General features: G+C 62.4%; 22 protein-coding genes. 10 read left to right on the top strand and 12 right to left on the bottom strand.

Annotated features, from left to right (window positions below):
* The first annotated feature begins 150 nt into the window (after positions 1-150).
* Entirely contained in the window at positions 151-876 is a 726-nt protein-coding gene (locus tag HGEM_RS03330; RefSeq protein WP_019127991.1) for a GntR family transcriptional regulator, read from the top strand.
* Positions 877-1104: 228 nt separating this feature from the next.
* Positions 1105-1695 (top strand): HdeD family acid-resistance protein, encoded by a 591-nt coding sequence (locus HGEM_RS03325; protein ID WP_019127990.1) that lies wholly within the window; start codon positions 1105-1107, stop codon positions 1693-1695.
* 291 nt (positions 1696-1986) lie between these two features.
* Here HGEM_RS03325 and HGEM_RS03320 read toward each other — a convergent pair whose 3' ends face one another.
* Positions 1987-2922 (bottom strand): TIGR02452 family protein, encoded by a 936-nt coding sequence (locus tag HGEM_RS03320; RefSeq protein WP_019127989.1) that lies wholly within the window; start codon positions 2920-2922, stop codon positions 1987-1989.
* 693 nt (positions 2923-3615) lie between these two features.
* Between HGEM_RS03320 and HGEM_RS10215 the strand changes: the two genes are divergently transcribed.
* From HGEM_RS10215 to HGEM_RS03295, 5 genes are all read left to right on the top strand, one after another.
* Entirely contained in the window at positions 3616-4539 is a 924-nt protein-coding gene (locus HGEM_RS10215; RefSeq protein ID WP_019127988.1) for an anti-sigma-I factor RsgI family protein, read from the top strand.
* A complete protein-coding gene (locus tag HGEM_RS03310; RefSeq protein ID WP_019127987.1) occupies positions 4539-5300 on the top strand; it encodes a polyphosphate polymerase domain-containing protein in 762 nt (253 codons plus the stop codon). The genes HGEM_RS10215 and HGEM_RS03310 overlap by 1 nt, the downstream gene beginning before the upstream one ends.
* A gap of 129 nt (positions 5301-5429) precedes the next feature.
* Positions 5430-6125, top strand: a complete 696-nt coding sequence (locus tag HGEM_RS03305; RefSeq protein ID WP_019127986.1) for a DUF4956 domain-containing protein — start codon at positions 5430-5432, stop codon at positions 6123-6125.
* Positions 6126-6129: 4 nt separating this feature from the next.
* The gene (locus HGEM_RS03300; RefSeq protein ID WP_019127985.1) at positions 6130-7530 is read left to right on the top strand and encodes a CotH kinase family protein; all 1401 of its coding nucleotides are present in this window, start codon (positions 6130-6132) and stop codon (positions 7528-7530) included.
* Between the two features lie 112 nt (positions 7531-7642).
* Positions 7643-7846 (top strand): hypothetical protein, encoded by a 204-nt coding sequence (locus HGEM_RS03295; RefSeq protein WP_019127984.1) that lies wholly within the window; start codon positions 7643-7645, stop codon positions 7844-7846.
* Here HGEM_RS03295 and tgt read toward each other — a convergent pair.
* Positions 7843-8982 carry a tRNA guanosine(34) transglycosylase Tgt gene (tgt, locus tag HGEM_RS03290; protein ID WP_019127983.1) on the bottom strand — a complete coding sequence of 380 codons (1140 nt, stop codon included), beginning with the start codon at positions 8980-8982 and terminating at the stop codon, positions 7843-7845. The genes HGEM_RS03295 and tgt overlap by 4 nt on opposite strands.
* A gap of 295 nt (positions 8983-9277) precedes the next feature.
* Positions 9278-9952 carry a phosphatase PAP2 family protein gene (locus HGEM_RS03285; RefSeq protein WP_019127982.1) on the bottom strand — a complete coding sequence of 225 codons (675 nt, stop codon included), beginning with the start codon at positions 9950-9952 and terminating at the stop codon, positions 9278-9280.
* A 266-nt stretch (positions 9953-10218) separates the two neighbouring features.
* Between HGEM_RS03285 and HGEM_RS03280 the strand changes: the two genes are divergently transcribed.
* Entirely contained in the window at positions 10219-10869 is a 651-nt protein-coding gene (locus HGEM_RS03280; protein WP_019127981.1) for a lactate utilization protein, read from the top strand.
* Positions 10870-11042: 173 nt separating this feature from the next.
* Positions 11043-11711 (top strand): helix-turn-helix domain-containing protein, encoded by a 669-nt coding sequence (locus HGEM_RS09670; RefSeq protein ID WP_019127980.1) that lies wholly within the window; start codon positions 11043-11045, stop codon positions 11709-11711.
* A 684-nt stretch (positions 11712-12395) separates the two neighbouring features.
* On the opposite strand, the gene HGEM_RS03270 is transcribed toward HGEM_RS09670, so the two are convergent.
* The 8 genes from HGEM_RS03270 to HGEM_RS03235 form a co-directional block, all read right to left on the bottom strand.
* Entirely contained in the window at positions 12396-13535 is a 1140-nt protein-coding gene (locus tag HGEM_RS03270; RefSeq protein ID WP_019127979.1) for an aldo/keto reductase, read from the bottom strand.
* 211 nt (positions 13536-13746) lie between these two features.
* Positions 13747-15198, bottom strand: a complete 1452-nt coding sequence (locus HGEM_RS03265; RefSeq protein ID WP_019127978.1) for a coiled-coil domain-containing protein — start codon at positions 15196-15198, stop codon at positions 13747-13749.
* A gap of 169 nt (positions 15199-15367) precedes the next feature.
* Complete coding sequence (queA, locus tag HGEM_RS03260; RefSeq protein ID WP_019127977.1) at positions 15368-16588, bottom strand: tRNA preQ1(34) S-adenosylmethionine ribosyltransferase-isomerase QueA; 1221 nt, start codon at positions 16586-16588, stop codon at positions 15368-15370.
* A 91-nt stretch (positions 16589-16679) separates the two neighbouring features.
* Positions 16680-17339, bottom strand: a complete 660-nt coding sequence (locus HGEM_RS03255) for an NAD-binding protein (protein ID WP_019127976.1) — start codon at positions 17337-17339, stop codon at positions 16680-16682.
* Between the two features lie 8 nt (positions 17340-17347).
* Positions 17348-18001 carry a potassium channel family protein gene (locus tag HGEM_RS03250; RefSeq protein WP_019127975.1) on the bottom strand — a complete coding sequence of 218 codons (654 nt, stop codon included), beginning with the start codon at positions 17999-18001 and terminating at the stop codon, positions 17348-17350.
* A gap of 35 nt (positions 18002-18036) precedes the next feature.
* Positions 18037-20910, bottom strand: a complete 2874-nt coding sequence (locus HGEM_RS03245) for a cation-translocating P-type ATPase (protein WP_019127974.1) — start codon at positions 20908-20910, stop codon at positions 18037-18039.
* 251 nt (positions 20911-21161) lie between these two features.
* The gene (locus tag HGEM_RS03240; RefSeq protein WP_019127973.1) at positions 21162-21899 is read right to left on the bottom strand and encodes a response regulator; all 738 of its coding nucleotides are present in this window, start codon (positions 21897-21899) and stop codon (positions 21162-21164) included.
* Complete coding sequence (locus tag HGEM_RS03235) at positions 21892-23463, bottom strand: ATP-binding protein (protein ID WP_019127972.1); 1572 nt, start codon at positions 23461-23463, stop codon at positions 21892-21894. Before HGEM_RS03235 ends, HGEM_RS03240 begins: the two co-directional genes overlap by 8 nt.
* 385 nt (positions 23464-23848) lie before the next feature.
* On the opposite strand from HGEM_RS03235, the gene HGEM_RS10590 reads away from it, so the two are divergent.
* The gene (locus tag HGEM_RS10590) at positions 23849-23983 is read left to right on the top strand and encodes a hypothetical protein (protein WP_019127971.1); all 135 of its coding nucleotides are present in this window, start codon (positions 23849-23851) and stop codon (positions 23981-23983) included.
* Positions 23984-24092: 109 nt separating this feature from the next.
* On the opposite strand, the gene HGEM_RS03230 is transcribed toward HGEM_RS10590, so the two are convergent.
* Positions 24093-24686 carry a TetR/AcrR family transcriptional regulator gene (locus HGEM_RS03230; protein WP_019127970.1) on the bottom strand — a complete coding sequence of 198 codons (594 nt, stop codon included), beginning with the start codon at positions 24684-24686 and terminating at the stop codon, positions 24093-24095.
* Positions 24687-24699 lie beyond the last annotated feature (13 nt).

Below are 24699 nucleotides of genomic sequence, written 5' to 3'. Positions count from 1 at the left end.
CAGGTCAACGGCATGTTTAACCCCCTTTGTCGCTGGATAACCCCTGCATGGCGGCACATGCGCCCCGCAAGCCGCTATGCGCATCCCCGCTCGCGATATACCATTGAAGCAATGAGCCTGCCTTGCCCAACGACCCGATAAGGAGGAACCGTGTGCCCCAAGGATTCCTGCGCCCTCACGCTCCAGGAACGCGTTGAGGCAGACCTGCTCGACCGCATCCAGCACGGCACCTATGCGCCGGGAGAGAAGATTCCCTCCGAGCACGAGCTCTCCGCGCTGTACGGTGTGAGCCGCGTTACCGTGCGCATCGCGCTCAGCCGCCTCGTTGAGAAGGGCTACCTTGTCAAGCGCCAAGGGCGCGGTGCCTTCGTCCGCCCGACGGTTCACGTCGAAAGCACGCTGACCTCGGGCAGCTTCACCGAAACCTGCATCAAGACCGGGTGCGCGCCCTCCACGCGCATCATCTGCTGCGAGACGCGCGCCGCAAGCCCGCAGATCAAGCAGATGCTGAACACCGACGACGACCAGCTCATCGAAATTCGTCGCCTGCGGCTCGTTGACGGGGTCCCCTGCATCGTGGAGTTTGATTACTTCCCCCTCGCGTACCGTTTCCTTCTAGAAACGCCGCTCGAGGACCGCTCGCTCTTCTCCACCATCGCCGAGCACTGCGGAACGGAGGTGGGAGGTTTCGAGGACCAATTCGGCATCGAGGAGGCGAGCGACGAACTCGCCACGCTCCTAGGCACCGAAACCGGCATACCGCTCCTCAAGGTCACCGAGACCGTACTCGACCTCTCAAGCTCCGTGGTCTACGTAAACCTGCAATACATCGCCACGGACCGCTACACCTATGCCGTGGGCTCGCGCAAGCGCTGAGCGCTCAGCCTTCATGAACGGATGAACCTTGCATGCAGCCGGGCCTGGAACGGATTCGAGCTGACAGCTGTACGCTATTCGTCAAACGTGGAGAAATAGCGGAGCTCGAGCCAAAACTGCCTGATTATGCCGTCTGCGCTTAGCCTACTCCCCGCAGGGTAGAAGAGTGATAACAACGTGCCTCCCAGTCGACTCACGATTGGGAGGCCTTCTTTTGTAGGAGGAACAATGCAGTGGTTTGACCCCGATCACGACTATGTGAATGAATACATCGACACCTGGAACCAGAAGATTCGAAGCGCGAAGGCTTGGATGATCGCCCTCGGCGCCGTGCTCGTACTCACGGGCATCGCGAGCGCGGTGGCGCCGCTCGGCATGTACGCCCTCATCCAGGGCCTCATCGCAGGCGTGCTCATCGTTCGCGGCGGCTCGAACATTGCGAGCTACATCCAAACGCCTGCCTTCTTCCGTAATGGGGCAACGCTTGCCGCGGGCATCCTGAATGCGCTTCTCGGCGTGCTCCTCTTCGCGCTGCCGGCGTCCTTCACCGCAAGCACGCTCGGCTTCTTGCTCGCGTTCCTGCTCATCATGACCGGCATCGAGCGCCTGTCCTTCGCTCAGAGCATGCGCTACTACCAGCTTGAGGGATCATCGGCAGGCACCGTGATGGGCATCGTGAACATCATCCTCGGCGTCGTGCTTGCCCTCACCCCGCTCTTCACGAGCGTGGTCTTGAGCTACCTGCTCGCAGCATACCTCATCGTGGCGGGAGCGACCCTCATCGTCGAGGGCGTCTCGATCAAGCGCATCGAACGCTGATGCACGAGCCGGCTATAGCCCGGCTGGATAGCGACCTCGCAGAGAAGGCGCACAAGATACGCCGGCGGGCCCTGCCAAGGAAGGCGGGCCCGCCGGCTCTGTTATGCATGGGGCAAGCGGTTAGCCCCATCGGTTTCGCAGATTCTAAGCGAGAGCGCCTACCGAGGGCGGGCAGATGCCTGCCGAACGTGAGGGAAGGCGCCCGCCGGGCAGACGGCATGGGCGCGCGTCAATCCCGAAACGAACGGCAGGCGCCCGCCGACTACGGACAGGCGTCTAGCCCAGTTCGCTCTACAGGTACTTGCGCCAATCGTCCTCGTCCTCGTCGTCTTCGACGACAGCAGCTGCCGCGGCCTCTTGGGCGCGCGCCGCTGCGGCGGCAGCCTCGGCATACGTCGTTGCGGGCGCCTCGGGGAAGGTGCTGAACGCATGCTCGAACATGGCAAAATGCTCATCGTAGCGCGTGCGGGGAACGGCAAAGACCACCTGCTTCACCCCATGGATGCCCGTTGCGAGCTCCTCGCGGAAAAGCCCGGCCACCGTCTCGGCGTCCCAACCGAAGGCGCCGCACCCGTATGCGCCGAGCACAACCTTCTCGCGCCCCAGCGCATCCACGATATCCAGCACGAACCGGATGCGGTCACGCATGGCGGCAACGAGCGTCTCGCCCTTCACATGGTAGTCCGCCCGTGCGCGCTGGGCGTTGGGGGCAGCCGCCACGATAACGTCTGCATAGGCGTGCATCTTGTCGCGCTCGAAACGCACCGCCGGCACCACGAGGGCACGCTCGCGATACAGCTCGCAGTTAATGTTGCGGCGACGGTTCTCGCCATACCAATCGCGCTGCTCGATGAGAACGTTATACAGATATGAGTCCGCGCAGAGCGCCTGCTCCTGAGCCCAGCTACCCTTGATGTAGCCACCTCCCGGGCTCACAAACGAAGCGAAATCGAGCACGGCGAGGTCACAGAACTGCGCATAGCCGCGGCCGTTTTCCAAAACGGCATCGGTCGCACTCGAAGCCACGACCGAGACCTCCGGCACGCAGGGATCGGCTACTTCCACCTTGGGCGCGCCATCATAGCGCGTCACGCCTGCCACCGAGCGCTCGATATCCTTGGCAAGGCGCTGCGCCACCTCGGCGGTGTGCTGCTCCGCCGCCTTCGCGCGCGCCTCGCGCCGCGGGTTGCCCCGACGTTCGCCACGTCGATCGTTTCGCTCTGCCATATCATCACCTTCATCTCTGCCGGCCATCCGGCGTCACTTCACAGCTTGCACTAGCATACCCGCCTAGCACGGCGCATGCACGCCACAAATGCTCCCCCAACAAAGATGTTTTGCAGAGCGCACAGGCTGAGAGGGATGTTCGTTCCACTTTTGGGAATATCTTTCTCGTCCGCGCGCTGCAACCGGTAGAACACTCGCCAGAATCCTGCACGTTCCTAGGGAGCAGACCACACTCCTGCTGAAAGAGCAAAAAGAAGTTCCCAAAAGTGGAACGAATGCGCCAGGAACGGACGAGCGATGGCATCCAACTGGGCCTGAATGCTTCAGATAGCGCGCCGCCCTAGGCTCGAGCCCTCCAAAGCCATCTGCAACCAGCCTTCCCGGCCGGGGGCCTTCACCGGTGCCGGACGCTTTTCGTCTGAATCGAGAAAAATGAATCTCCTCCCCCGGATTAATGCCGCCCGAGCTGCAAAAAGTGCATCCGGAGAATCGGCGAACGGAGGCAAAGGGCCGGCAAGTGGTCGCCACGCAAGACCTTACAAAGCGCTTACAGGGCCGCGCATCATAATGCCCCCACGGGCATGCTATAAGAGAGGCGGCTACCCCTGGTAGGGCAACCGACTTCCTGCGCAAGGGAAGCCATTCGCTGGGATAACCCGGCGAATACGCCTAGACGACCGAGGGGTGAACAACATGACGAACAAACAACTCACCATCGTGCTCGCCACGCTGCTCGCTGTGATCGTTGGCGGCGGAGCACTCTTTGCCATCTGGAGCGGCACACAGGCGCCAGCGCAAGCGCCCGCCGCGGCAGCGACCGAGCCCGAAGAACTTCCCTATCCTGAGGGCGGCGGCACGCTCATCTTGCGCGTGAATCCCGAATTCGCCATCCATTACGATGCAGACGGCATGGTCGTGGGCGTGGAGGCGCTCAACGCCGATGCCGAGAACATGGGGCTCGACCTGAGCGCGCTGGAAGGGCAGGAATGCCGCACAGCGGTCTCCACCCTCATCGCGCGCATCAATGAGGCGGGCTATTTCGTCGAGGAGGTTGAAGGCGAGGGCAACACGATCGACCTCGAGGTAGAGGACGGGTCGTCTTTGCCGGCGAACGATTTTCTCAAGAATATCGTGAGCGATTCCCAAACCTACGTCATCGGCCAGAACAAGGCCGCGTCCATGCAGGTCACCGGTTCGAGCAACTATGGGTGGACCAACTATAGCGATTCTGACTACGGCCCCGAAAACGACGGCGTCACCGATTACTACGACTCCGACTACGGTCCGCTGAACGACGGCGTCACCGATTACCAGGAGCCAGCGCCCACCGCCCCGCCCGCCACGTCGTCGGGTAGCTCCGGCGGCAGCTCATCCGGCAGCTCCGGTGGCTCCGGCGGCTCGTCAGGCGGATCTTCAGGAAGCACTTCTTCGGGCGGTTCGTCCGGCGGCGGATCCTCGACGCCAGCACCCTCAGGGGGCAACTCGAACTACGGCAACTCGAACTACGGAGGCAACTCCGGCTATAGCGGCAATTCCGGATACGACAGCAATAACTCCGGCTATGACAGCGGGGGCAACTCGAGCTACGACAGCAACAACAGCGGGTACGACGATTGATGCTGCCGGCGCGCACGAAACAGCGACACGAGCTTAAATTCGAGCTCCCGCCGCACGAAGCCCTCCTGCTCGCAAAACGCCTCGGCATGCTCTTCCCTCGGGACGAGCATGCCGGGCCCGACGGGCGCTACACCGTGCGCAGCCTCTATTTCGACACGCCCTTCGACGACGCTCTGCGTGAGAAGCACGAGGGGTTCACGTCGCGGGCGAAATGGCGCATGCGCGCGTATGGAACCGAGCCGCTCGCAATGGATGGCGCGAAGCGCGTCATTCGTCTGGAAAAGAAGGTGAAGCGGAATGGCGCCGGCTCGAAGCACGCTTCATGGCTCACCCCGTGCGAAGCCCGAAGCCTTGCGATACCGAGCCGAGGCACACCGCGGGAGCAGAAAGGGCGGCATGAGCACAGTCTCTCCCCCGCCCCGGCCAGAGAAGTCAGTAACGATCCGGTGCTTGAAGAGTTCAAAGCTGCCCAGCGCGTCTTGGGGCTACGCCCTTGCGTCGTCGTAGCCTATGAACGCGAAGCATTCACGTTCGAGCCGGGCAACGTTCGCGTCACCCTCGATGCTCGCATGCGGTCGTGCAGACACCCCGAGAGCTTCTTCGACCCTAGCCGGCTTCTCGTCCCCTATGCTCCGGGCGCCGTCGTGCTGGAGGTGAAATACGACGCCTACCTTCCCGACATCGTGCGCGACGCCATACAAGTGCCCGGCGCCGTGCGCGTAGCTCACTCCAAATATGCGCTCGCGCGGCGGCTTGAATAGTGGGCACCGCACGCAGCTTGAATGGCGACCCTGCGCGTGAGCGCCGGGAGCCAAACCAGGCAATCACCACCCGGGCAACCACCGCCCAAGCAGCACCGCCCAAGCAACCATTCGACGTAAGGCGATTCCATGACCTTCAACGACATCTTCAAGTCATCGTTTCTCGACCGCATCGATGCGGTGCCCCCACTCGACGCCATCCTCGCGCTCGCGCTCGCCTGCGCGCTCGGCCTGTTCATCGTGCTTATCTACAAGAAGACGAGCACGAACGTCATGCACTCCACGAGCTTCGAGGCCACGCTCGTGGCGCTTACGCTCATCACGACGCTGGTGATCCTTGCGGTGTCAAGCAACGTCTTGCTCTCGCTCGGCATGGTGGGCGCCCTATCCATCGTGCGCTTCCGCACGCCGGTCAAGGAGCCCATGGATATCGTGTTTCTGTTCTGGTGCATCGCGGTGGGCATCGTGCTCGCCGCGGGCCTGCTATTCCTTGCCGTCGTCGGCTGCATCGCAATCGGCCTCGTGCTCCTCATCTTCGCCAACACCCGCACCATGGACCGGCCGTTTATGCTCGTTGTGCGCTGCTCGGGCGAGACGGTAGATACCGCCGAGCGAGCAGTCGAGGCGCTCGTGGCATCGAGCACCAAGCGGCATGTCCTCAAGGCGAAAGACCGCTCCGCCGCAGATGAGGGCACAGGTGCGCTCGACCTCACCTATGAGGTCAGGCTCAAGGACGGCGAGACGGCGTTCATCGATGCCCTCTGCGCCATCGATGGCGTCAGCGACGCCAGCCTCGTTTCCTACAACGGCGACTACCTAGGCTAGCCCTATGCTCGGGTCGCGCTTCATCGACGCCGTCTGCATCGCGGCACTCGCCTGCGCCATCCTGTTCACCGGCGGACTCTACGCTGCCGGCGTGGCGGGCATCATCACACCCGCACGCGACGACGATTACCTCGACCTGCTCTTCCAGCAGGATCGCGTGCACAGCATCGACATCCAGATTGATGATTGGGACGCCTTCCTCGCCACCGCGACGACCGAGAGCTATTCCCGGTGCGACGTGGCGATCGATGGCGAGACGTTCACAGGGGTGGGGCTGCGCGCCAAGGGGAACAACTCGCTCGGGCACATCGCAGAGCGTGGGCTTTCGCGCTACAGCCTCAAGATCGAATTCGATCACTTCGATACGGGGCTCACCTACCACGGCCTGGACAAACTCTCGCTCGACGCATCCTTCCAAGACAACAGCTACCTTAAGACCTACCTCGCCCTCGACATGATGCGCTTCATGGGTGTCCCTACGCCCGCAACGAGCTTTGTGCAGGTGAGCGTTAACGGCGAGGCCTGGGGGCTGTTCCTTGCCATCGAGGAGCCGGAGGATGCCTTCGCCGAGCGCGTATGGGGCGAGGGGCACGGCATGCTCTACAAACCCGACTACCGCTCTCTCGATGACGAAAACGCCGATGTGGCACTGCGCTACGTGAACGACGACCCCGCATCCTACCCGGGAATCCTCGAAAGCGCTCGCTTCGATGCGACGGCGGTGGACGAAAAGCGCGTGGTAGACGCACTCAAGGCGCTGGCCACAGGAGAGCGCGACGAGATCGAGCGCTCAGTGGACGTCGATGAGGTGCTGAGGTACTTCGCCGTGCAGACCTTCGTGGCGAATCTCGACAGCTACCTGGGAAGCACGGGCCACAACTACTTCCTTTACGAGGAGGACGGACGCCTGGCGATGCTCCCCTGGGACTATAACCTGGCCTTCGGCACCTACGCCCTCGGACGAGCTGAGCTGCCGGACGATGCCAGCGCCTACGTGAACCTGCCCATCGATACGCCGGCAGCACCCGAGGTGCTTGCCGAGCGACCGCTCTTCACCAACCTCATGGCTCACGGCGATTACCGCGAACACTACCACGGCTACCTTGACGAGCTCGTACAGGATTACGTGGAGAGTGGGCGCCTGCAGACGACGGTGCGCCAGGCAGAGGAGCTCATCGCTCCTTATGTCGCAGAAGATCCCACGGCGTTTATTAGTTTCGAGGACTTCCAGCTGGGCGTGGATACCCTTGAGGCGTTCTGCCTGCTTCGCGCCCAGAGCATCCGCGGGCAACTAGACGGCCATATCCCAAGCACCCTCGAAGGGCAGATCGCAGCCCCCGATACGCTCGTAGACGCCTCGTCCATCCACATCGAAGACATGGGCGAGCTCTCCGACCTGGAGTGAGTCAAAATGGGACGGGGTTGTTTTGCACGCGCACAAAACAACCCCGTCCCGTTTTGACCCGTTTGGGTATATCAGCAACAAGGTATGCAGGCGCCGACCCCGGGGAGGCAGCATGTATCGTACGGAGCTGGTCAGGCAGCGCGCCTTCGCCGAAGACACGGCAGACGCGATCACCGAGAAGGCGAACGAGATGGAGCTCCAAGGCTGGAAGCTCGTTACGTCCTCACTCGTCTACGGACCCCCGGTGAAGACCGCACTCGTATTCTGGCGCGAAAGCGAGCAAGGCTCCGAGCAATCGACGCAAGCGGCCTCCTAGTAATCCTTCGCTGCCGGCGAGGCCATCCAATCGTTCACGAACTCGCTGTAGGTGCCGTCGATGATGGCCTGGCGCGCGCGGCGCATGAGGGCGAGCAGGTAATAGATGTTGTGCATGGAGAGCAAGATGCCGCCGAGCATCTCCTTGACCGTGACCATGTGCCGGATGTGCGCACGCGTGTAGCCGCCGGTGCACACAGGGCAGGTGCACTGCGGGTCGACGGGGCCGCCATCGTGCGCGAAGCGGGCGTTGCGGAAGTTCAAGCGCCCCTCGCTGGAGAACGCCGTGCCCATGCGGCCTGTGCGCGTGGGCAGCACGCAATCGAACATATCGATGCCGCACGCCACGCCGCGGACGAGCGTGGTGGGGTTGCCCACGCCCATGAGGTAGCGCGGCTTGCCCTTGGGCATGTACTCCGCGGCGAGCGGCTCGAGGGACTCGAACATGGTCTCGTGGTCCTCGCCCACCGAATAGCCACCGATGCCGTAGCCCGGGAAGTTGCCCATCTCCTCCAGCCGCTCGAGCGACCTGATGCGCAGATCCAGATGCATGCCGCCCTGCACGATACCGAAGAGCGCCTGGTCAGGGCGAGTATGCGCCTTGTAGCAGCGCTCCGCCCAACGGCTCGAGAGATCCATGGCGCGCTGCACGTCGCGGCGCTCCGCCGGGTAACCGATGCACTGGTCGAGCTGCATGCAGATGTCGGAGCCGAGCTTCTGCGCGATGGCCATATTGTCTTCGGGGCTCCAGAACACGTGGCTGCCGTCGTAGTCGGTGGCGATGAAGCGCACGCCCTTGTCCGAGAGCTTCACGGCGTCGGAGTGGCTGAAGATCTGGAACCCACCCGAATCGGTGAGGATGGGGCCGTGCCAGTTCATGAAGCTGTGGAGACCGCCCATCTCGTCGATGAGGTCCGCGCCGGGGCGCATGGCCAAGTGGTAGGTGTTAGAGAGGACGATCTGCGCGCCCAGGTCCTTGACCGTCTCCCACGGCACGCCCTTCACCGTGGCGCGCGTGCCCACCGGCATGAAGATAGGTGTCTCGATGTCGCCGTGCGGCGTGTGCAGCACGCCCGCGCGCGCATGCGTCTTGGAGTCTTCGGCGATGATGTCGTAGGTGAATAGGCTCTGGTCCATGGGGCCTCGCGTTTCTCGTCTCGGTCTCGTTCTGGGCGAGCGGACGTGCTCCCATAAGCGCGTGCGCCCGCTCGCCTGTCGCTTCGATGATGAACCAGTATAGCGGGCTGCTCGACCCTTTCCCTCGCCCGCGCCTCACACCATCAAATTCTGGCATACCCGCGATTCGACTCGAAGCATGGGGAGCCGGCCGGCACTCGCCCCGTTCGCCCCGAAAATTGTCGTAAACTTTATAGCTTTCTATTGCCTATTTTCTATAAAAAGTACGACAATTTTGGCAAAAACAGGCCGCGGGTTAATCCGAGTCCTTCGCCTTCGCCTCCCTCGCCGGTGCCTCTCCCAAAAAGAGCGGCGCCACCGCACGCGTATAGAAGGCAAGCCAGGCGAGGCTCACGCAGAAGCCCGCCACCACGTCTGACGCATAGTGAACACCTAAATAGATGCGGCTTACGCCCACAGCGACAATGAGCGCCGCAAGCGCCACCGAGCACCCGATGCGCACCGCACGATCGCGCTCGTAGTGCCAGACCATCCAAATGAGCAGGCCGAAGAACGCCATCGCGGCCATCGAGTGGCCCGAGGGAAAACTGAACCCCGTTTCTGCCGCAAGGCGAAAACCCTCTGGCCTAGGCCGTTGGACGAGGAACTTGAGCACCTGGTTGAGCACCACCACGAGTGCTAGGTTAAGTGCGCAGCACGCGCCCGGCCGCCTGCCCGGCGCGAAGGCGACGATGAGCAAAAGCATCACCAAGAGGGTGACCGGTGTGGCAAGCGCCGAGATGGACTCCATGATAGGCGTGAGCCAATCGGTGCGCAGATGCTCGACAATGAGCATATACGCGGCCTCATCGAGTTTGATAAGCCCGCCCTCGAGAACATCTTCCAGAAGCACGAGAAACACGATGGTGCATGCCGCCACGATCGCCACGCGCTTGTTCTCGCGCAGGAGCTCCAGCCATCTTTTTGCCATGAACCAGACCCTTCGTCCACATCCACTCAGTTCAACACATCATACCCAGACGCAACTACACCGACCATCCCGATCGACGATGCACCTGGGAAAGCCTGCAGGCCCAGTACATCGGCTGGGGTCGCTCGGCTGGTGATTCCGCGCGCTTCAATCGCCTGATGTTTCCATATGCTCAAGATTACAGCTCGAGATGACAAAAGCATGTGGCCGGCATTTCTCGTACCATAGGCCTTATTCAGCGCGGCGCCAACCGAAGGGAAGCACCTATGGCCAAAAGCACCGAAACCGCACTCGCAGCATATCGCACCACCGCATCGACCGTTATCAAGAAACTCGAGCGCCATGGCATGCAGGGACATTTCTGCGCCACGAGCGCCGAGGCCGTGGAGCTTGTGCGCTCCTGGATGCACGAAGGCGACTCCGTAACCTGGGGCGGCAGCGAGACGTTCAAGGAAACCGGCATGAAGGCGACTCTCGAGAACGCGGGCTGCTACCGCATGCTCGACCGCACCACCGCAACCACGCCCGAGGAACAACGCGAGATGTGGCGCAACCGCACTTCGGCGGATTGGTTCTTTATGAGCGCCAACGCCCTCACGCTGAACGGTGAGCTCGTTAACATCGACGGCAACTCCGACCGCCTGTCGCTCCTTCTGCACGGCCCCGCGCACGTGGTGGTGCTCGCAGGGATGAACAAGCTCGTGGCAGACGTGGAAGCCGGTATCAAGCGCATTCGAACGGTGACCTGCCCGCTCAATGCCGCGCGCCTGCACACCAACACGCCATGCGAGGTTGCGGGCGTCTGTTCGGAATGCCATGCAGAGCGCTGCATGTGCTGCAACGTGGTGGTCACGCGCCACAGCCGCCACGATGGACGCATCCGCGTGGTGCTCATCGGGGAGGACCTCGGCTACTGAGCCAATATGGGACGGGGTTGTTTTGACTCATTCGCAGCGGGCGGGTCAAAATGACCCCGTCCCAGAATGACCGATATGTCAAAGCATTTTGACGCGATACTCAGCGGCACGCGCCATACGAAGAGCCATACTGGTGCCGCAGGGACATTCGGCGAGCCACAAAGGGACAAGCTATGGAAATCGGCACACGCATCCGAGAGCATCGCCAAGCGAACGGCATGAAGCAGGAAGCGCTTGCCGCTGCCTGCAAGGTGAGCCGTCAAACGGTATCCAATTGGGAGCGCAACAAGACCCTTCCAGATATCGCGAGCCTTAAAGCCATCGCCACAGCCTTTGATACCTCGGTCGATGCCCTCATCGGTGACGACGCCCCTCATATCATCGAGCGCTTCGATGCCGATTCACGCCGTTTTCTGGCAATCTTCTTCCTCATGCAAGTATGCTGGGTCTCCTCTTATCTCTTAGGTCTCTTCGCAGCAAACGCCCCCAATCATGAAGAGGAGCTGTCAATAGCGGTGGCAGAGGCCTTCGTGCTCGGCATCTGGATCATGTCCTTCATTCCCTACCTCAGATACACGCGCCGTAATGGGCTCAAAACCATCGGTGACATAAGCGCCCATCTGCTCGAGCACATGCAGCAAGAAAAATCCCTCGGCATGCGTTTGACGAGGTCCATCCTTTCGCACATCTATGTTTGGAATTGCCTGCTATGCGATGCGATGATGCTCATCGCCCTCGCCGGAGCTGGATGGCTCACGCCCCTGAGCGCTATCATCACGATTGCCGCATCAAGCTTGATCGCGGTTATAGGCCGCCATGCAGACCGTTGGTTCAATCGATAGATCGGCTTCGCTCGCGCCGAAATCGCGCCGTTTTGAGACTACCGTTTTGAGACGGGGCCGTCTTGAGCTATCGCTGTGAATGAGTCAAAACAAACCCGTCCCATATTGACTCATTCGCGAGCGGGGTCAAAACGAGTCAAAACAAACCCGTCCCAGAATGACCAGAATGACCCAGAACGGCACAAAGCGAGGGGCGGCGCCTCCTCTGCTGCGCCGCCCCTCGGCCTGTTCAATACTTTGGACTCACCCCAATGCATCTATTCGTCATTGCGTCCACTTTGTCCCCCAGGACCAGCCGAACGCGCACAAGCTATAGATGCACCCGGTCGTTCTAAGGTCTTCTCAACAGCTCGCTTCCATGCTCTGACGGAATCCAACGGGTCGCCTCTGCGTACCCACAACGGTTAAGCCTCAAGACCCCAGGCAACGAGCCCGAATGCTTGTGCTATGTCTTCTGTACCCATTGGACTCGCCTCCTTCGGTCGTCGCTTGCTTTCCTGAAGCGACTTGGATGTTCATTGCTATATGTTCCCCGTAAACCCATTCCCATGCACGAACACCTCGACAACCTGAGCGAGTCCGCAAACGGTTGAGAAATGGCGGCGAACGGCATAGCAACTGCCACCAAAGCTGCAGGGCCTCATCCAACTACGGCTCAATCCCCTACCGCCAGCGAGGCTGCTCCTATCCGGCAAGCTTCGAGGCGAAGTCTGCAAGCGTATCGGGGATATTGATCTGCTGCGGGCACACCGCCTCGCAGCTCCCACACCCAATGCAGGCGCTCGGACGCTTGTCCTCGGGAAGCGTCCCCACGAACATGCTCGGAATGAACCCGCCCGCGCCTCCGGTGACCATGGCCTCGTTGTACATCTCGAGAAGCTTCGGGATATCGAGTCCCATGGGGCAATGGCTCGTGCAGTAATGGCACGCGGTACACGGAACCGTGTGCTGAGCGGTCATGCCGTCGACGACCTGCTGGAGCGCTGCCCGTTCTTCGTCGTTGAGAGGCTTTTCCTCCTCAAACGTGGCGATGTTCTCGCGCATCTGCTCGAAGTTGGACATGCCGGAAAGGGTCACGCACACCTCGGGAATGCCCTGGATGAAACGGAATGCCCAGGCAACGGGCTTCTCGTCCGGACGAAGCTCCGTGAGGCGCGCCGCATCGGCCTCGGGCAGGTTAGCAAGCTTGCCGCCGCGAACCGGCTCCATGACCCACACGGGCAGGCCGTGCTTGGCGCACAGCTCCACCTTGCCGCATGCATCTTGGAACTCCCAGTCCAGATAGTTGAGCTGGATCTGGCAGAACTCAAGGTATTCGCCATAGAAATCGATGAAGCGCTCCATCACCGGAATGGCACCATGCGCCGAGAAGCCCAGGTGCTTGATGCGCCCAGCGTCTTTCTGGTCGAGCAGGTAATCCATGATGCCGTGCTTGGTGTCGAGATAGTCATCGATGTTCATCTCGCAGACGTTGTGGATGAGGTAGAAGTCGAAGTACTCCATCCCCGTCTTTTCGAGCTGCTTCTCAAAGATTTCCTCGACCTTGTCCATGTTGGAAAGGTCGTAGCCGGGGAACTTCGTAGCAAGGTAAAACGAATCGCGGGGATACTTGCTGAGCGCCTTGCCCATGGCAATCTCGGACTGCCCACCGTGGTAGCCCCACGCGGTGTCGAAGTAGTTGATGCCGTGCTCGATAGCGTAATCGACCATCTCCTGCGTAGCGGCTTGGTCGATCTTGGCATCGTCGCCGTCGATCACCGGCAGGCGCATGGCACCCATACCGAGCGCCGAAAGCTTGAGCCCCTGAAAATCCTTGTACAGCATGCGCATCCCCTCTGTTATGTGAGCTTGCCGTCTCATGGCACCCATGGCCATGTCGCCACCTATGGTAGATGGTGGAGTGAACTCCAAGTCAAGGGGCAGCACGAAGAACGCCGCAGCTTCAGAGGGTTTCGGGGGCGAAGCGCGAAGCAGCGAGCCTGCAGCTACGAGGCTACAGGCCCACCGCGATAATCGATCTGCGCACAGACGTGAGCTATCGGTTCATGAACACGATGACGAGCGCAATAACGGCAACCACGAGCACCACGATGCCCACGATGGCGCCGATGAACCTCGCGCGCGATCCACGCGTGCGCTCACGCACCGCCTTCTCTGTGCTCGCGAGCTGTTCCACCTCAACGGCCTGCTCCTCGCGCTCCGCCCGGTCCGCCTCGAGGCGCGCGGCAATCGTCTCGGTAACCTCGGGATGCGCATGGATATCGTTCGCCTCGTCAATGAGCGCCTGGGCTTCGGACGCCTCCTCGCGGGCGTCCTCGGCAGCCTGCTCCTGCGCGCGGCGCTCCTTTTCCTTGCCGGAGATCTCTTCCTTCAGCTTGCGCTGGCGTTCCGTCGCGTCATCCTTCGCCTCGCGGTAGGTGTTGCGCGCCTCGTCTGCGGCAGAGCTCACCTCGCGGAAGGCCTGCTTCGCGTCGTCCATGGGCTTCTCGGCCTCGGAAACCGCCTTTCGAGCATGGACGAGGGCGTCTTCAAGCTCCTGCGTGATGCGGGGAAGGTCGTCCCGTGCGGACTGTAACTCGTGGGCAGCATCGGAAATCTCTGTCTGCAACTCGTCGGCGCGCACGCTGTAGGCAGCGGAATTTGCCGAGGGGTTGCGCTGGACCTCGGCATACTCGTCGTGGAGCATAGCGAGGCGAGACTCGGCGCTTTCCACCGCCGCCTGCGCGGCGGCAACGCCATTTTTCTGATCCTCCTCGGCCTTCTCGAGGTTCCGTTTCGCATCGTCGAGCCGGCGCTGCAGGCGCGCGCCGTTCTCGCGCGAGGAGGCCTCCCGCGCCTCCGCGGCATCGAGGGCTGCCTTGAGGCGCTTCTCGGTTTGGGAGTCCGCGTCCTTCATCTGCTGCAAACGCTCTTTGAGCGCATCGATTTCGCCCTGGATGCGCGCTTGCTCGGCCTCCGCCGCCTGTTCGGCTTTGGTCGCGCCGTCGCGACGCGCGGTTTCGCTGGATATGATCGCATGGTAGTTTGCGGCGACCTCACGCCGATGAGCGAGCTCCGTCTCTTCGCCGGCGATCGTTGCATCGAGCTGCTCGAGCTGCTCGCGCGCTTCGGCATGCGCCTTGCGGGCGGCGCTCATCTCACGCACCGCCGCGGCGCCCTCGGAGAAGAAGGAACCGACCGCCTCGACCGGCGAGGCCCCAGGAGCTTCCTCGGTTGGCACGGGCTCCTCGTCTACCACCTGGGATGTGCGGGGCGCAGCCCCCGTGACGGGATGCTGCAGGAACTCGGGGATGCGAGGCGCATCATCCGCCGCCGCACCCGCGTCCTCGGGCGCATCGGCCGCTGCGGTTCCCTCGGGCGCATCGACCTCGTTAGCAGTGGCCGCGGCAGAATCAGAGGCAAGCGCATCGACGTCGGCAGCGCCCTCCAAGACGCCGTCCTGCTCGTTTTCCATGTCATCAATCTTGGTATCGAAATCGTCAACCATCGTTCTCTCCCATGTCGATCGTAGACGAATGAATCTCTCTCTACCAATGATATACGCCCCTGCGGACATCGGGGCCGCAGGCATCCGCTTTTTGCAACGTCAGCATCTTTCCGCCCGCGCAAGCGCCGAGACAAGGCCCGCGTCCGAGAGCCCCAGGCAGCGGGCGAGGCTACTCGATGAGCATGGCGTCGCCGAACGAGAAGAAGCGGTAACGCTCCCGCACGGCCTCGCGATAGGCATCCATGATCTGCTCGCGCGTGGCGAGAGCCGAGACAAGCATCATGAGGGTCGAACGCGGCACGTGGAAGTTCGTGATAAGCGCGTCGACCACATGGTAGGTAGAACCAGGCATGAGGTAAAGATTCGTCGTCGCGTTCTCCCGAGCGACGATATCGCCCATGCCCTCCACCGCCGAGCCGGGAGCATTCTCGAACCGGCGCGCGACAACAGGGGGCTCGGACGCGGCTGCCTGAGCGTCCCACGCGCTCTCAAGCGAGCGCACCGCCGTCGTGCCCACAGCGATCACGCGGTGCCCCGCCGCCTTGGTGGCGTGCACGGCATCTACAACCGACTGCGGCACGTGGTAGCGCTCGGTATGCATGACGTGCTCGGTGGGATCGTCCTCCTCCACAAGGCGGAAGGTGTCGATCCCCACCTCGAGCTCGACCGTCGCCCAGCCGACCCCCTTCTGCTTGATGCGCTCGATGAGCTCGGGCGTGAAATGGAGCCCGGCCGTGGGAGCTGCGGCGGAATGCTCTTCGCTCATGGCGTAGACGGTCTGGTACTTCTCGGGGTCGCCTTCGTAATCGGTGATGTAGGGCGGCAGCGGCACGTGCCCCGCGGCATGGATCGCCTCGTCGAGCGTGCGCGACGCGCCCGATGCGTTCTCGCCCTGCGGCGTGAAGCGCACGAGACGTCCGCCGCGGCTATCGGGCACGAAGTCAAGCACTTCCCCCACAAGTACCACGGGCGCGCTTTCGGGCGCGTGCGGACCGCCCGCGCGGTATTCGATGACCGCACCGGGCTTGAGGCGCTTGCCAGGGCTCACAAGGCATTCCCACACATGACCAAGCGAATCCTGGTCCTCGCGGCGGGTGAGCAAGAGCGTCTCGGCCATACCGCCCGTCTTCGCCTTGCGCCCGATGAGACGCGCCGGCATCACGCGCGTCTCGTTCGCCACGAGCAGGTCGCCAGGCTCCAGATAGTCGATGATGTCGTAGAAGTGACGGTGCTCCACGCTGCCGCCATGAGCAAGCGGCACGGTCTCGCCCGTGGTCGCAAGCGGTTCGCCGCGGTGCAGCACCAGCAGGCGGCACGAATCGCGCGGCTCCGCCGGTGCCTGGGCTATGAGCTCCTCGGGCAGGTTGTAATCGAAATCATCGGTACGCATGGCTACCTCGCTTTCTTATCCGGCTGAATAGCTTAGCACGGATGCCGAAGCGAAACGACCCGTTCTGAAGCGAGGTAGCCGCACGCTGCCTTTATGAGAAGAGGCGGCGAATCTCGTCGCGGCCTTCCTCGCTCGTGAAGATGATCGCCTCATCGCCCGACTCCAAGACGGTATCACCGTTCGGCACGATGAGGTTGCCCCCATGCTCCACGGCGGTCACGATGGTCTCCGCCGGGAACGGGATGTCCTTGAGGGCAAGTCCTGCCACGCGGGCATGCGCACCCACCGCCACCTGTACGATGCTGTGCTCGTCTCGACCGAGCTTCATGAGCGTGTACATGTCATGCACGTCCATGCCCTCAATCACGAAGCGCGCCGTGATTTCAGCCTGGTTCACACCCACGTCCACACCGTTCACCGCCGTGAACATCCACGCGTTCGCCGGATTGTTCACACGCGCCACAACGCGCGGCACCGCATATTCCATCTTCGCGAGCATCGACGTCACGAGGTTCGTCTCGTCCAATCCCGTCACAGCCGCGACAGCATCCGCGATGCGCACGCCCGCGCGCTCCAAGACCTCGGGATCCGAACCACTCCCCTCGATAACGGAAACGTTCGGGCATATCTGACGCACGCGCTCGACGACTTCAGCGCGCTGCTCGATGACCGTGACCGCGATGCCGTCGTCCGTGAGGCGGGAGGCGAGATGGGCGCCGGTCTTGCCGCCGCCGACAATGATGACCTGCATGATTCCTCCTAATCGGTGATGCCGAGCATCTGCTTGAACTTCCTGCTGGCAGAGGTCGCCACGGCAGCGTAGATGATGTCGCCGGCGGCGAGCACGGTGCCCTGCGTGGGGATGAACGTTTCGTTATCGTGCGAGACGCTCACGACCTGCACCTCGCCGAGCGCGGAGATCTCGCGCACCGTGGCGCCGTCGAGCAGCGCCGGCACGTCCGCGCGAACCAGGCGCACATCGCCCGATCCCACTTCGAACACGTTATCGAGGTGGTTATAGGTAAGGAGCTCGCCGATGCGCGCGATGCCCCAGGCATTGGGCGAGACCGTCTGGATGTTCAGGCGACGGTACGTATCGGCCTTCGTAAGATCGTGCAGACGCGCGATGACGCGGGGCACGCGAAACGTCGAGCGGGCGACGTGCGCCACCACGATGTTCGCCTCGTCGGAGCGCATGCAGGAAACGACGGCATCCGTGCGGTCGATTCCCGCGCGCAGAAGCACATCGCGATCGAGGCCGATGCCGCACACGCGTTTGCCGGGGAACGAATCGCCCAGCGCATCGAGTGCTTTCTGATCTTGGTCGACCGCCGTGACCGAAAACCCCTGCCGCGCGAGCTTCCACGCGAGCCCCGATCCGATGAAGCCCATGCCTACGATAATGACGTTCATAATCTCCACCTTTCAGATGGTGTGTACCCTCAACTCTAGCGCTTCGCGGCGACACGCGCCCGTTCGCGGCGGCGCAACCATGCTTTGCGAATATCCTCGATGGCGATGACCACGGGCGGGATGCAGCAGAGGAACGCATAATCCTGCCAAGCCAACGGCGCGGTGTGGAACACACCCTGCAGCGGCGGGAACGTGGTGAGGATCACGAGCAGCACCACTTCGAACACGATGCCTATGAGGATGCGGCGGTTCGAGAAGAGACCGATCTTGAATACCGAGGTGGTCTCGGTGCGGCAGTTCATGACCTGGCCGATCTGCGCGAAGATGATGCCTGCAAGCGTCATGGTCGTTGCCTGGATGTACACCGGGTCGCTATCGTTGCCCAAGCCGGCGAGCGGGATCCCCGGCCAACCGGCGAGCAGGTTCACCAGGAAATAGCCCGCCATGGCGACGATCGAGGCCATAAGGCCATACCACAGGAAGGCCTTCACGAGTACGCGGCGGTTGAGCAGGCGCTCGTTGGGGTCGCGCGGGGGCTGATCCATGATGGTCTCCTCCGGCGGTTCAGTGCCCAGACCCAGCGCCGGCAGCATGTCCGTACCCAGATCGATGGTAAGGATCTGCATGGTTGTGAGCGGCAACGGCACGGCACCACCCGAGAGCAGGTAGACCGCGTTCGGCACCGCTTCGGGCGCATTGGAGTTCAAGATGTAGAGCAAGAATTTGCGGATGTTGCTGTAGACCGCGCGCCCTTCCTCGATCGCGGCGACGATCGAGGCGAAGTTATCGTCCGTCAAGATCATATCGGCCGCCTCCTTCGCCACATCGGTACCGGTGATGCCCATGGCTACACCGATATCGGCTTTCTTGAGCGCGGGAGCATCGTTCACGCCGTCACCCGTCACGGCCACGATCTCGCCCATCTCCTGGAGCGCCGTGACCACACGGAGCTTCTGCTCGGGTGCCATGCGGGCGAAGACAACTTGGCCGGCGAGCTTCTCCTTGAGCTCTTCATCGCCCATCTTCGAAAGCTCGAAACCCGAGATGACGGATAGTCCCTCGCCCTCCACGATCTTCAGGCGCCGCGCGATGCTCGCCGCGGTGAGACCGTAGTCGCCCGTGATCATGACGATGCGGATACCCGCGCGATGGCACTCTGCCACAGCCGCCGCGACTTCGGGACGAGGCGGATCCATCATGACCTCGAGCCCCACGAAGGTGAGGTTGCACTCGATATTCTCGGTCGTGTAATCGCTCATGGCATCGGGGACACCCGCCTCCGCGTTCGCACCGTCGAGCGGGCGGTACGCCACCGCGAGCACGCGCAGGCCGTCGGCGGCGTACGTGTCGTTCGCCTCCATGATGCGTTGGCGGAGCTCCTCGGTCATAGGCTCGACCACGCCGTTCACACGAACATGGGTCGAAAGCCGCACGACCTCGTTCGGTGCGCCCTTCGTGAACGCGATGCGGCGCGCCCCGTCCAGCGGGTACTCAAGAGCATGCACGGTCGTCATGCGCTTGCGGCGGCTCTCGAACGGCAGCTCCTTCACGCGGGGCATACGCGCCTCGAGCTCGGCGCGATCGATGCCGCCCTTCTGCGCGGAAACGATGAGGCATGCCTCCGTGGGGTCACCGTAAACCTCGTAGCGCTTGCCCTCCTCTTCCGGCTCGGCGAGGCGCGCGTTGCCGCAGAGCATGCCGCCTTCGAGCAAGAGCTCGAGGTCGGCATCGTCCACAGCGCGCCAACTGCGTCCCTCGGCTTCTATCTGACCCTCGGGCGCGTACCCCACGCCAGTGATCTCGTATTCGCGCGTCGCCGTCCACAGATGGTTCACGGTCATCTCGTTCTGCGTGAGCGTACCGGTCTTATCCGTGCAGATCACGCTCGTGGAGCCAAGCGCCTCCACGGAATCGAGCTTCTTCACCAGGGCGTTCCGGCGACTCATGCGCTGCACCGCCATAGCGAGCGAAAGCGTCACCGTGGGCAGCAAGCCTTCGGGAATGAATGCCACGACCATGCCGAGCGCGAAGATGAACGAAGACGCGAACGGCTCGTGCACCACGAACAGGGACAGGCAGAAGAACGCGATGCCCATGCACATGGCAAAGATCGTGACCTGCTTCGTGAGGCGGTTGAGCTGACGCGTGAGCGGGCTCTCCGCCGCCTGCATGTTCTGCGTGAGGCTCGCGATCTTGCCGAACTCCGTGTCCATGCCAATGCGGAACACCACGGCGCGGCCGTTGCCCTCAGACACGCTCGTGCCCGCGAAGACGAGGTTGGGAATCTCCGCGGCGGAAAGCCCCTCTTCGAGCACCGCGTCCGCGGTCTTGCGGGACGGGGTGGATTCGCCGTTCAACGTGGATTGGTTCACCTGCAAGTCTGAACTCGCGATGACGCGCGCGTCTGCAGAGATCTTGTCGCCCTCGGCAAGGAGCATGACGTCGCCCGGCACGAGGTCTTCTGCCAGGATCTTCTGCTCCTGGCCGTCGCGAATCACCGTGGCATAGGCCGGCAGCATCTTCTTAAGCGCCTCGGTCGCCTGGCTCGCACGCGCCTCCTGCCAGAAGCTGAACACGCCGTTGATGATGTTCACGAGCCACACTGCGACGCCAAGCTCCGGGAGCCCCGCGATGAACGCGATGGTGCCCGCGACCCACAAAAGCACCGCCATGAGGTGTGTGAAGTTCGCGAGGAACGCAATGACGGGCGACTTCTTCTTTTCGCTTTGGATGACGTTTTTTCCGAAGCGCCCCTGGCGTACGGCCGCCTCGTCCGAGGCGAGTCCTACGCGCGCCGTCTCAAGTTCGCCGAACACGCCGTCGATGGGTGCCTTGCGGATGGCATCGAGCGCATCCAGATCCGTTGCGGCGACGGATGCCGGGGCACCTGAGCCCAAACTGCTTCCCATGAAACCTCTCCTTCCCTGATCGCGGAGTGCCGGCAGCACATCCGCGATTGCGAAAGCATCTTAGTCACGGGAAAAAGCAGCTTCAAGGGGTTTGGCCATATCTTTGTGGCATCTTAATGCCCGGCTGCGCAGGGTGCCCGATCTTGCCGTTCAAGCCTTCGGGCGCCGCACGAAGGCGTGCGCGCTCGGCTTTCGCGGCAACCTCGGGCACCCTGCGCAGCCGGTCGGGGGTGCCTGGTGCGACTGCAGCTTTACAGCCGCTGCATGCGGTAACCAACGCCCACATGCGTCTGAATGAGCTTCGGTTGCGACGGGTCGCGCTCGATCTTCTTCCGAAGTGTCGCCATGAAGACGCGCAGGCTCGCGATGTCGGAGTCCCACGACGTGCCCCAAATCTCGTGCGTAAGGTACGTGTGGGTGAGCACCTTTCCCACGTTTTTGCACATGAGCACAAGCAATTTGTACTCGATGGGCGTGAGATGCAGCTCTTCACCGTTTAGATACGCGCATCCCGCCGCATAGTCCACGCGCAAAGGACCGTTCTCGAACACGCTCTCGCCCGGGTCGTCACCGAGCGACATGCGAGCACGTCGTTGCCAGGCACGCACGCGAGCGAGAAGCTCTTCCACGGAAAACGGCTTCGTGAGATAGTCGTCCGCTCCCGTATCGAGCGCTTCGATCTTGTCCGCTTCCTCGATGCGCGCCGAAATCACGATGATCGGCACGTTCGACCATGAGCGCAGCTTCTTGATGACGGCAATGCCGTCCACATCCGGAAGGCCCAGATCGAGCAGGACGAGTTCTGGGCCATGCGACGCCGCCTCGAGAATCGCCGCCTCACCTGTAGCGGCGACCTCCACATGGTAGCCATGCATGGCAAGAGCTGTCGCGATAAGACGACGCACCGCCGCATCGTCTTCTACCACAAGGACGGAGAGCACCGCACCATCCGCACCGGCCGATGCCGCCCATTTCGATTCCTTATCCATGAATCGCAACCTCCTCTGCGGGAAGCGTGAACGAAAAGACGGCGCCATGGGGCACGTTGTCGTGCACCTCGATAGCGCCGCCATGCGCCTCGACGATGGAACGGCAGAGCGCGAGCCCCAAGCCGAAGCTCCGCTGCGCGTCTGCCGGTCGCTCTGCCTTCGCACCGGAATAGAAGCGATCGAACACGTGTGGTTTGTCGTCGTCCGCCACGCCCGGCCCGTCGTCTGCAACCGTCACGCGCACGAACGCCCCCTCGCGCCGAGCGCTCAGCTGGATGGTCGAACCTGCCGGGGTGTACTTGATGGCGTTGCCCACGAGATTCGTGAGCACCTGGATGATGAGGCTCGCATCGATGCGCACGAGGAGAATCTCTTCCGCGGGCTCGATGACGATACGGTGCCCACCCGCTTGGTTCGCAAGGTGCGACACGGCGGCTTCGAAGATGTCGTCGATGAGCTCGGAGTTCAAGGTGAGCTTGATGGTGCCCTCATCGAAATGCGTGATGGTGAGCAGGTTCTCGACCATATCGATGAGCCAAAGCGAGTCGTGGTACACGTCGTCCAAAAGCGCACGACGCTGCTCGGGTGCAAGACGGTCGGAATCATCGCGTAGAATCGCCGCGGCACCCGAGATCGCCGTGAGCGGCGTGCGCAGGTCATGTCCAAGCGAGCGCAACAGGTTCGCTCGGAGCTGCTCGTTGCGCGCAAGCACAGCGGCCTCTTCACGCTCGCGCGCCTCCCGTTCTCGAGCGAGCTCGAGCGCGCACTCACCGATGATCGAACGAGCGATGGAGAGCTCGAACGAGTCGATGTCGCGCTCGGCAGCACGAATGCCGACCACACCGAATGCCTCATCATGCGTGCGCACGGGCAGGAATATGCCGTCTCCCATGGGAATGGAAACGATTTCTGAAGCCTCGGCAGACACGGGCGGCGCAGGGGCGAGCGAATCGGCGGCCGAAGCGGCGCCGTCCGAGGGTTTGGCAGACCGGAACGCGCGCAATGCATCCACGCGGGCGTTTTCGGCGGTTGCCGCTCGCATCGCCTCATCGTCCCCATTGCCCACCAGCGGAGATCCGAGGCCGTCCCCCTCAGCGGGGTAAAACGCTACCGGGCAATCAAGGAGCTTCAAGAGCTGACTCAAAGCTATCCGTGCAATGCTTTCGGGATCATCCGCCTGCTGAAGCAGCTGGTTCGTCTCAAGGAGCACGCTCGTGCGATAGGCCGTCCGCCGCGCCTCGCGGGCGTTTCTCGCAATGTGGTTCGTGAGCTCCGAGGCAACGATGGCAGCGACGAACATGATGGCGAACGTGACGAGGTAGCTCGTGTCGAGCGACTCGAACGAAAAGCGCGGCACGACGAAGTAGAAATTGTAGAGCACCACCGAGAGCGCAGACGAAAGCAGCGTGTACATGCGCCCCGATGTGACCGTAGCGGTGAGCAGGGTCGACAGGATGTAAAGCGAGATGATGCTCGAATCGGTAAAGCCCAGCTCATGAAAACCGAGCCCGATCGCGGTCGATGACGCCAGGAGCACGCACATGGCGCCAAGACGCGCCGCCATTCTTCCTTCGCGTCGCGGTGCCCGTACGTTCACCTTGCCCATCCGCCGCCTCCCTTCGCGTCGCTCCCCAGTATAGCGCGGCAACGCGGGGTGCAACGCGTTCGCCCTTCATGGGTAATGCGTTGACTACCTGCATCTTTATGACATTTTAATATCCAGGCGCTCGAGCTTAATGCCGCCTTTACCGCTCACATGCTGTACTGAATTCGACAGCAGGGCATGCCCGTGGAGCCCCCGTAACACTTGTATGTCGCTGCCTGGAATCTTGGATTCGTCCGCATTTCGCATGTTTCAGATGAAACATGCGGGGAAGAATTCGGGCTTCCGACCATGAATCCTGCGGGTGTCGAACACCTTGAGCCCGCCACGGGAAGGAGACCATGTCATGCACGAGATAACCCCGATCGCTCTCGCCGGAGTGTTCCTCGGTGCCGGATGCGCCGCGCTCTTCGGCTACTGTGTGTACGTGTTCGCGAGTGTCTGCTGCCGGCCGGCATGCAACAAGCGTCGCAAGAACTAACGAAGCGCGACCTCCGCACCGACCTCATGTGCCGCGAGACCTGCGCTCCAAACGCTCACGAGCAGCGGCCCACCCGAAAACCCTGCCCGAATCCAAGGACAGACAGCGCTTAACCAGACCTGCCGAATAGCTCATCCAATGTGTCGTCGATCAGGGCATCGACGGTGCACTCCAGCGCCTCGGCACGCAGAAGACTACGGTTGAGCAGCGTGAGCGCGAGCGCGAACTGCAGGTTCTGCACGGCGGCGACATCCACCCCAGGCCGCGCGTCGGCAACCTCATTCACGATCCAGCGCACGAGCGCGCCGTCGGACGCGGGATCGAGCGTCCGTTCATCGGGCAGACTTCGCACGAGATAACGGTACTCCTCAGCCGTTGCGATGCGGAAGATGTTTCGATCCGACCGCCAAAGAAGCTCGAGCCACGAGCGCATGCGCGCGCGATCGAGCGGAGCGCCCGCCTCCTCGCGCGTGCGCTCGAGCACGTCCACCGCGTGCTGGCGATTCTCTATGAGCATGGCGTAGATGAAGTCGTCCTTGGAGTCAAAGAAGTGGTAGAACGTGCCCTTGGCTATGCCCACGGCCGCTGCGACCTGCTCCACGCGCAGGGAGCGGATCCCGTTTCGCACCAGTTGGTCCCAGCCCGCATCGATCATGCGGCGATACAGCTCGTCTCGGTTCTGCTGCGTAAAAATAGCTGGCATTCGACCATCACTC

Origin of the sequence: Enorma massiliensis phI (assembly GCF_000311845.1) — a bacterium.
Lineage (GTDB): Bacteria > Actinomycetota > Coriobacteriia > Coriobacteriales > Coriobacteriaceae > Enorma > Enorma massiliensis.
This window is presented reverse-complemented; position numbering and strand designations above follow the sequence as displayed.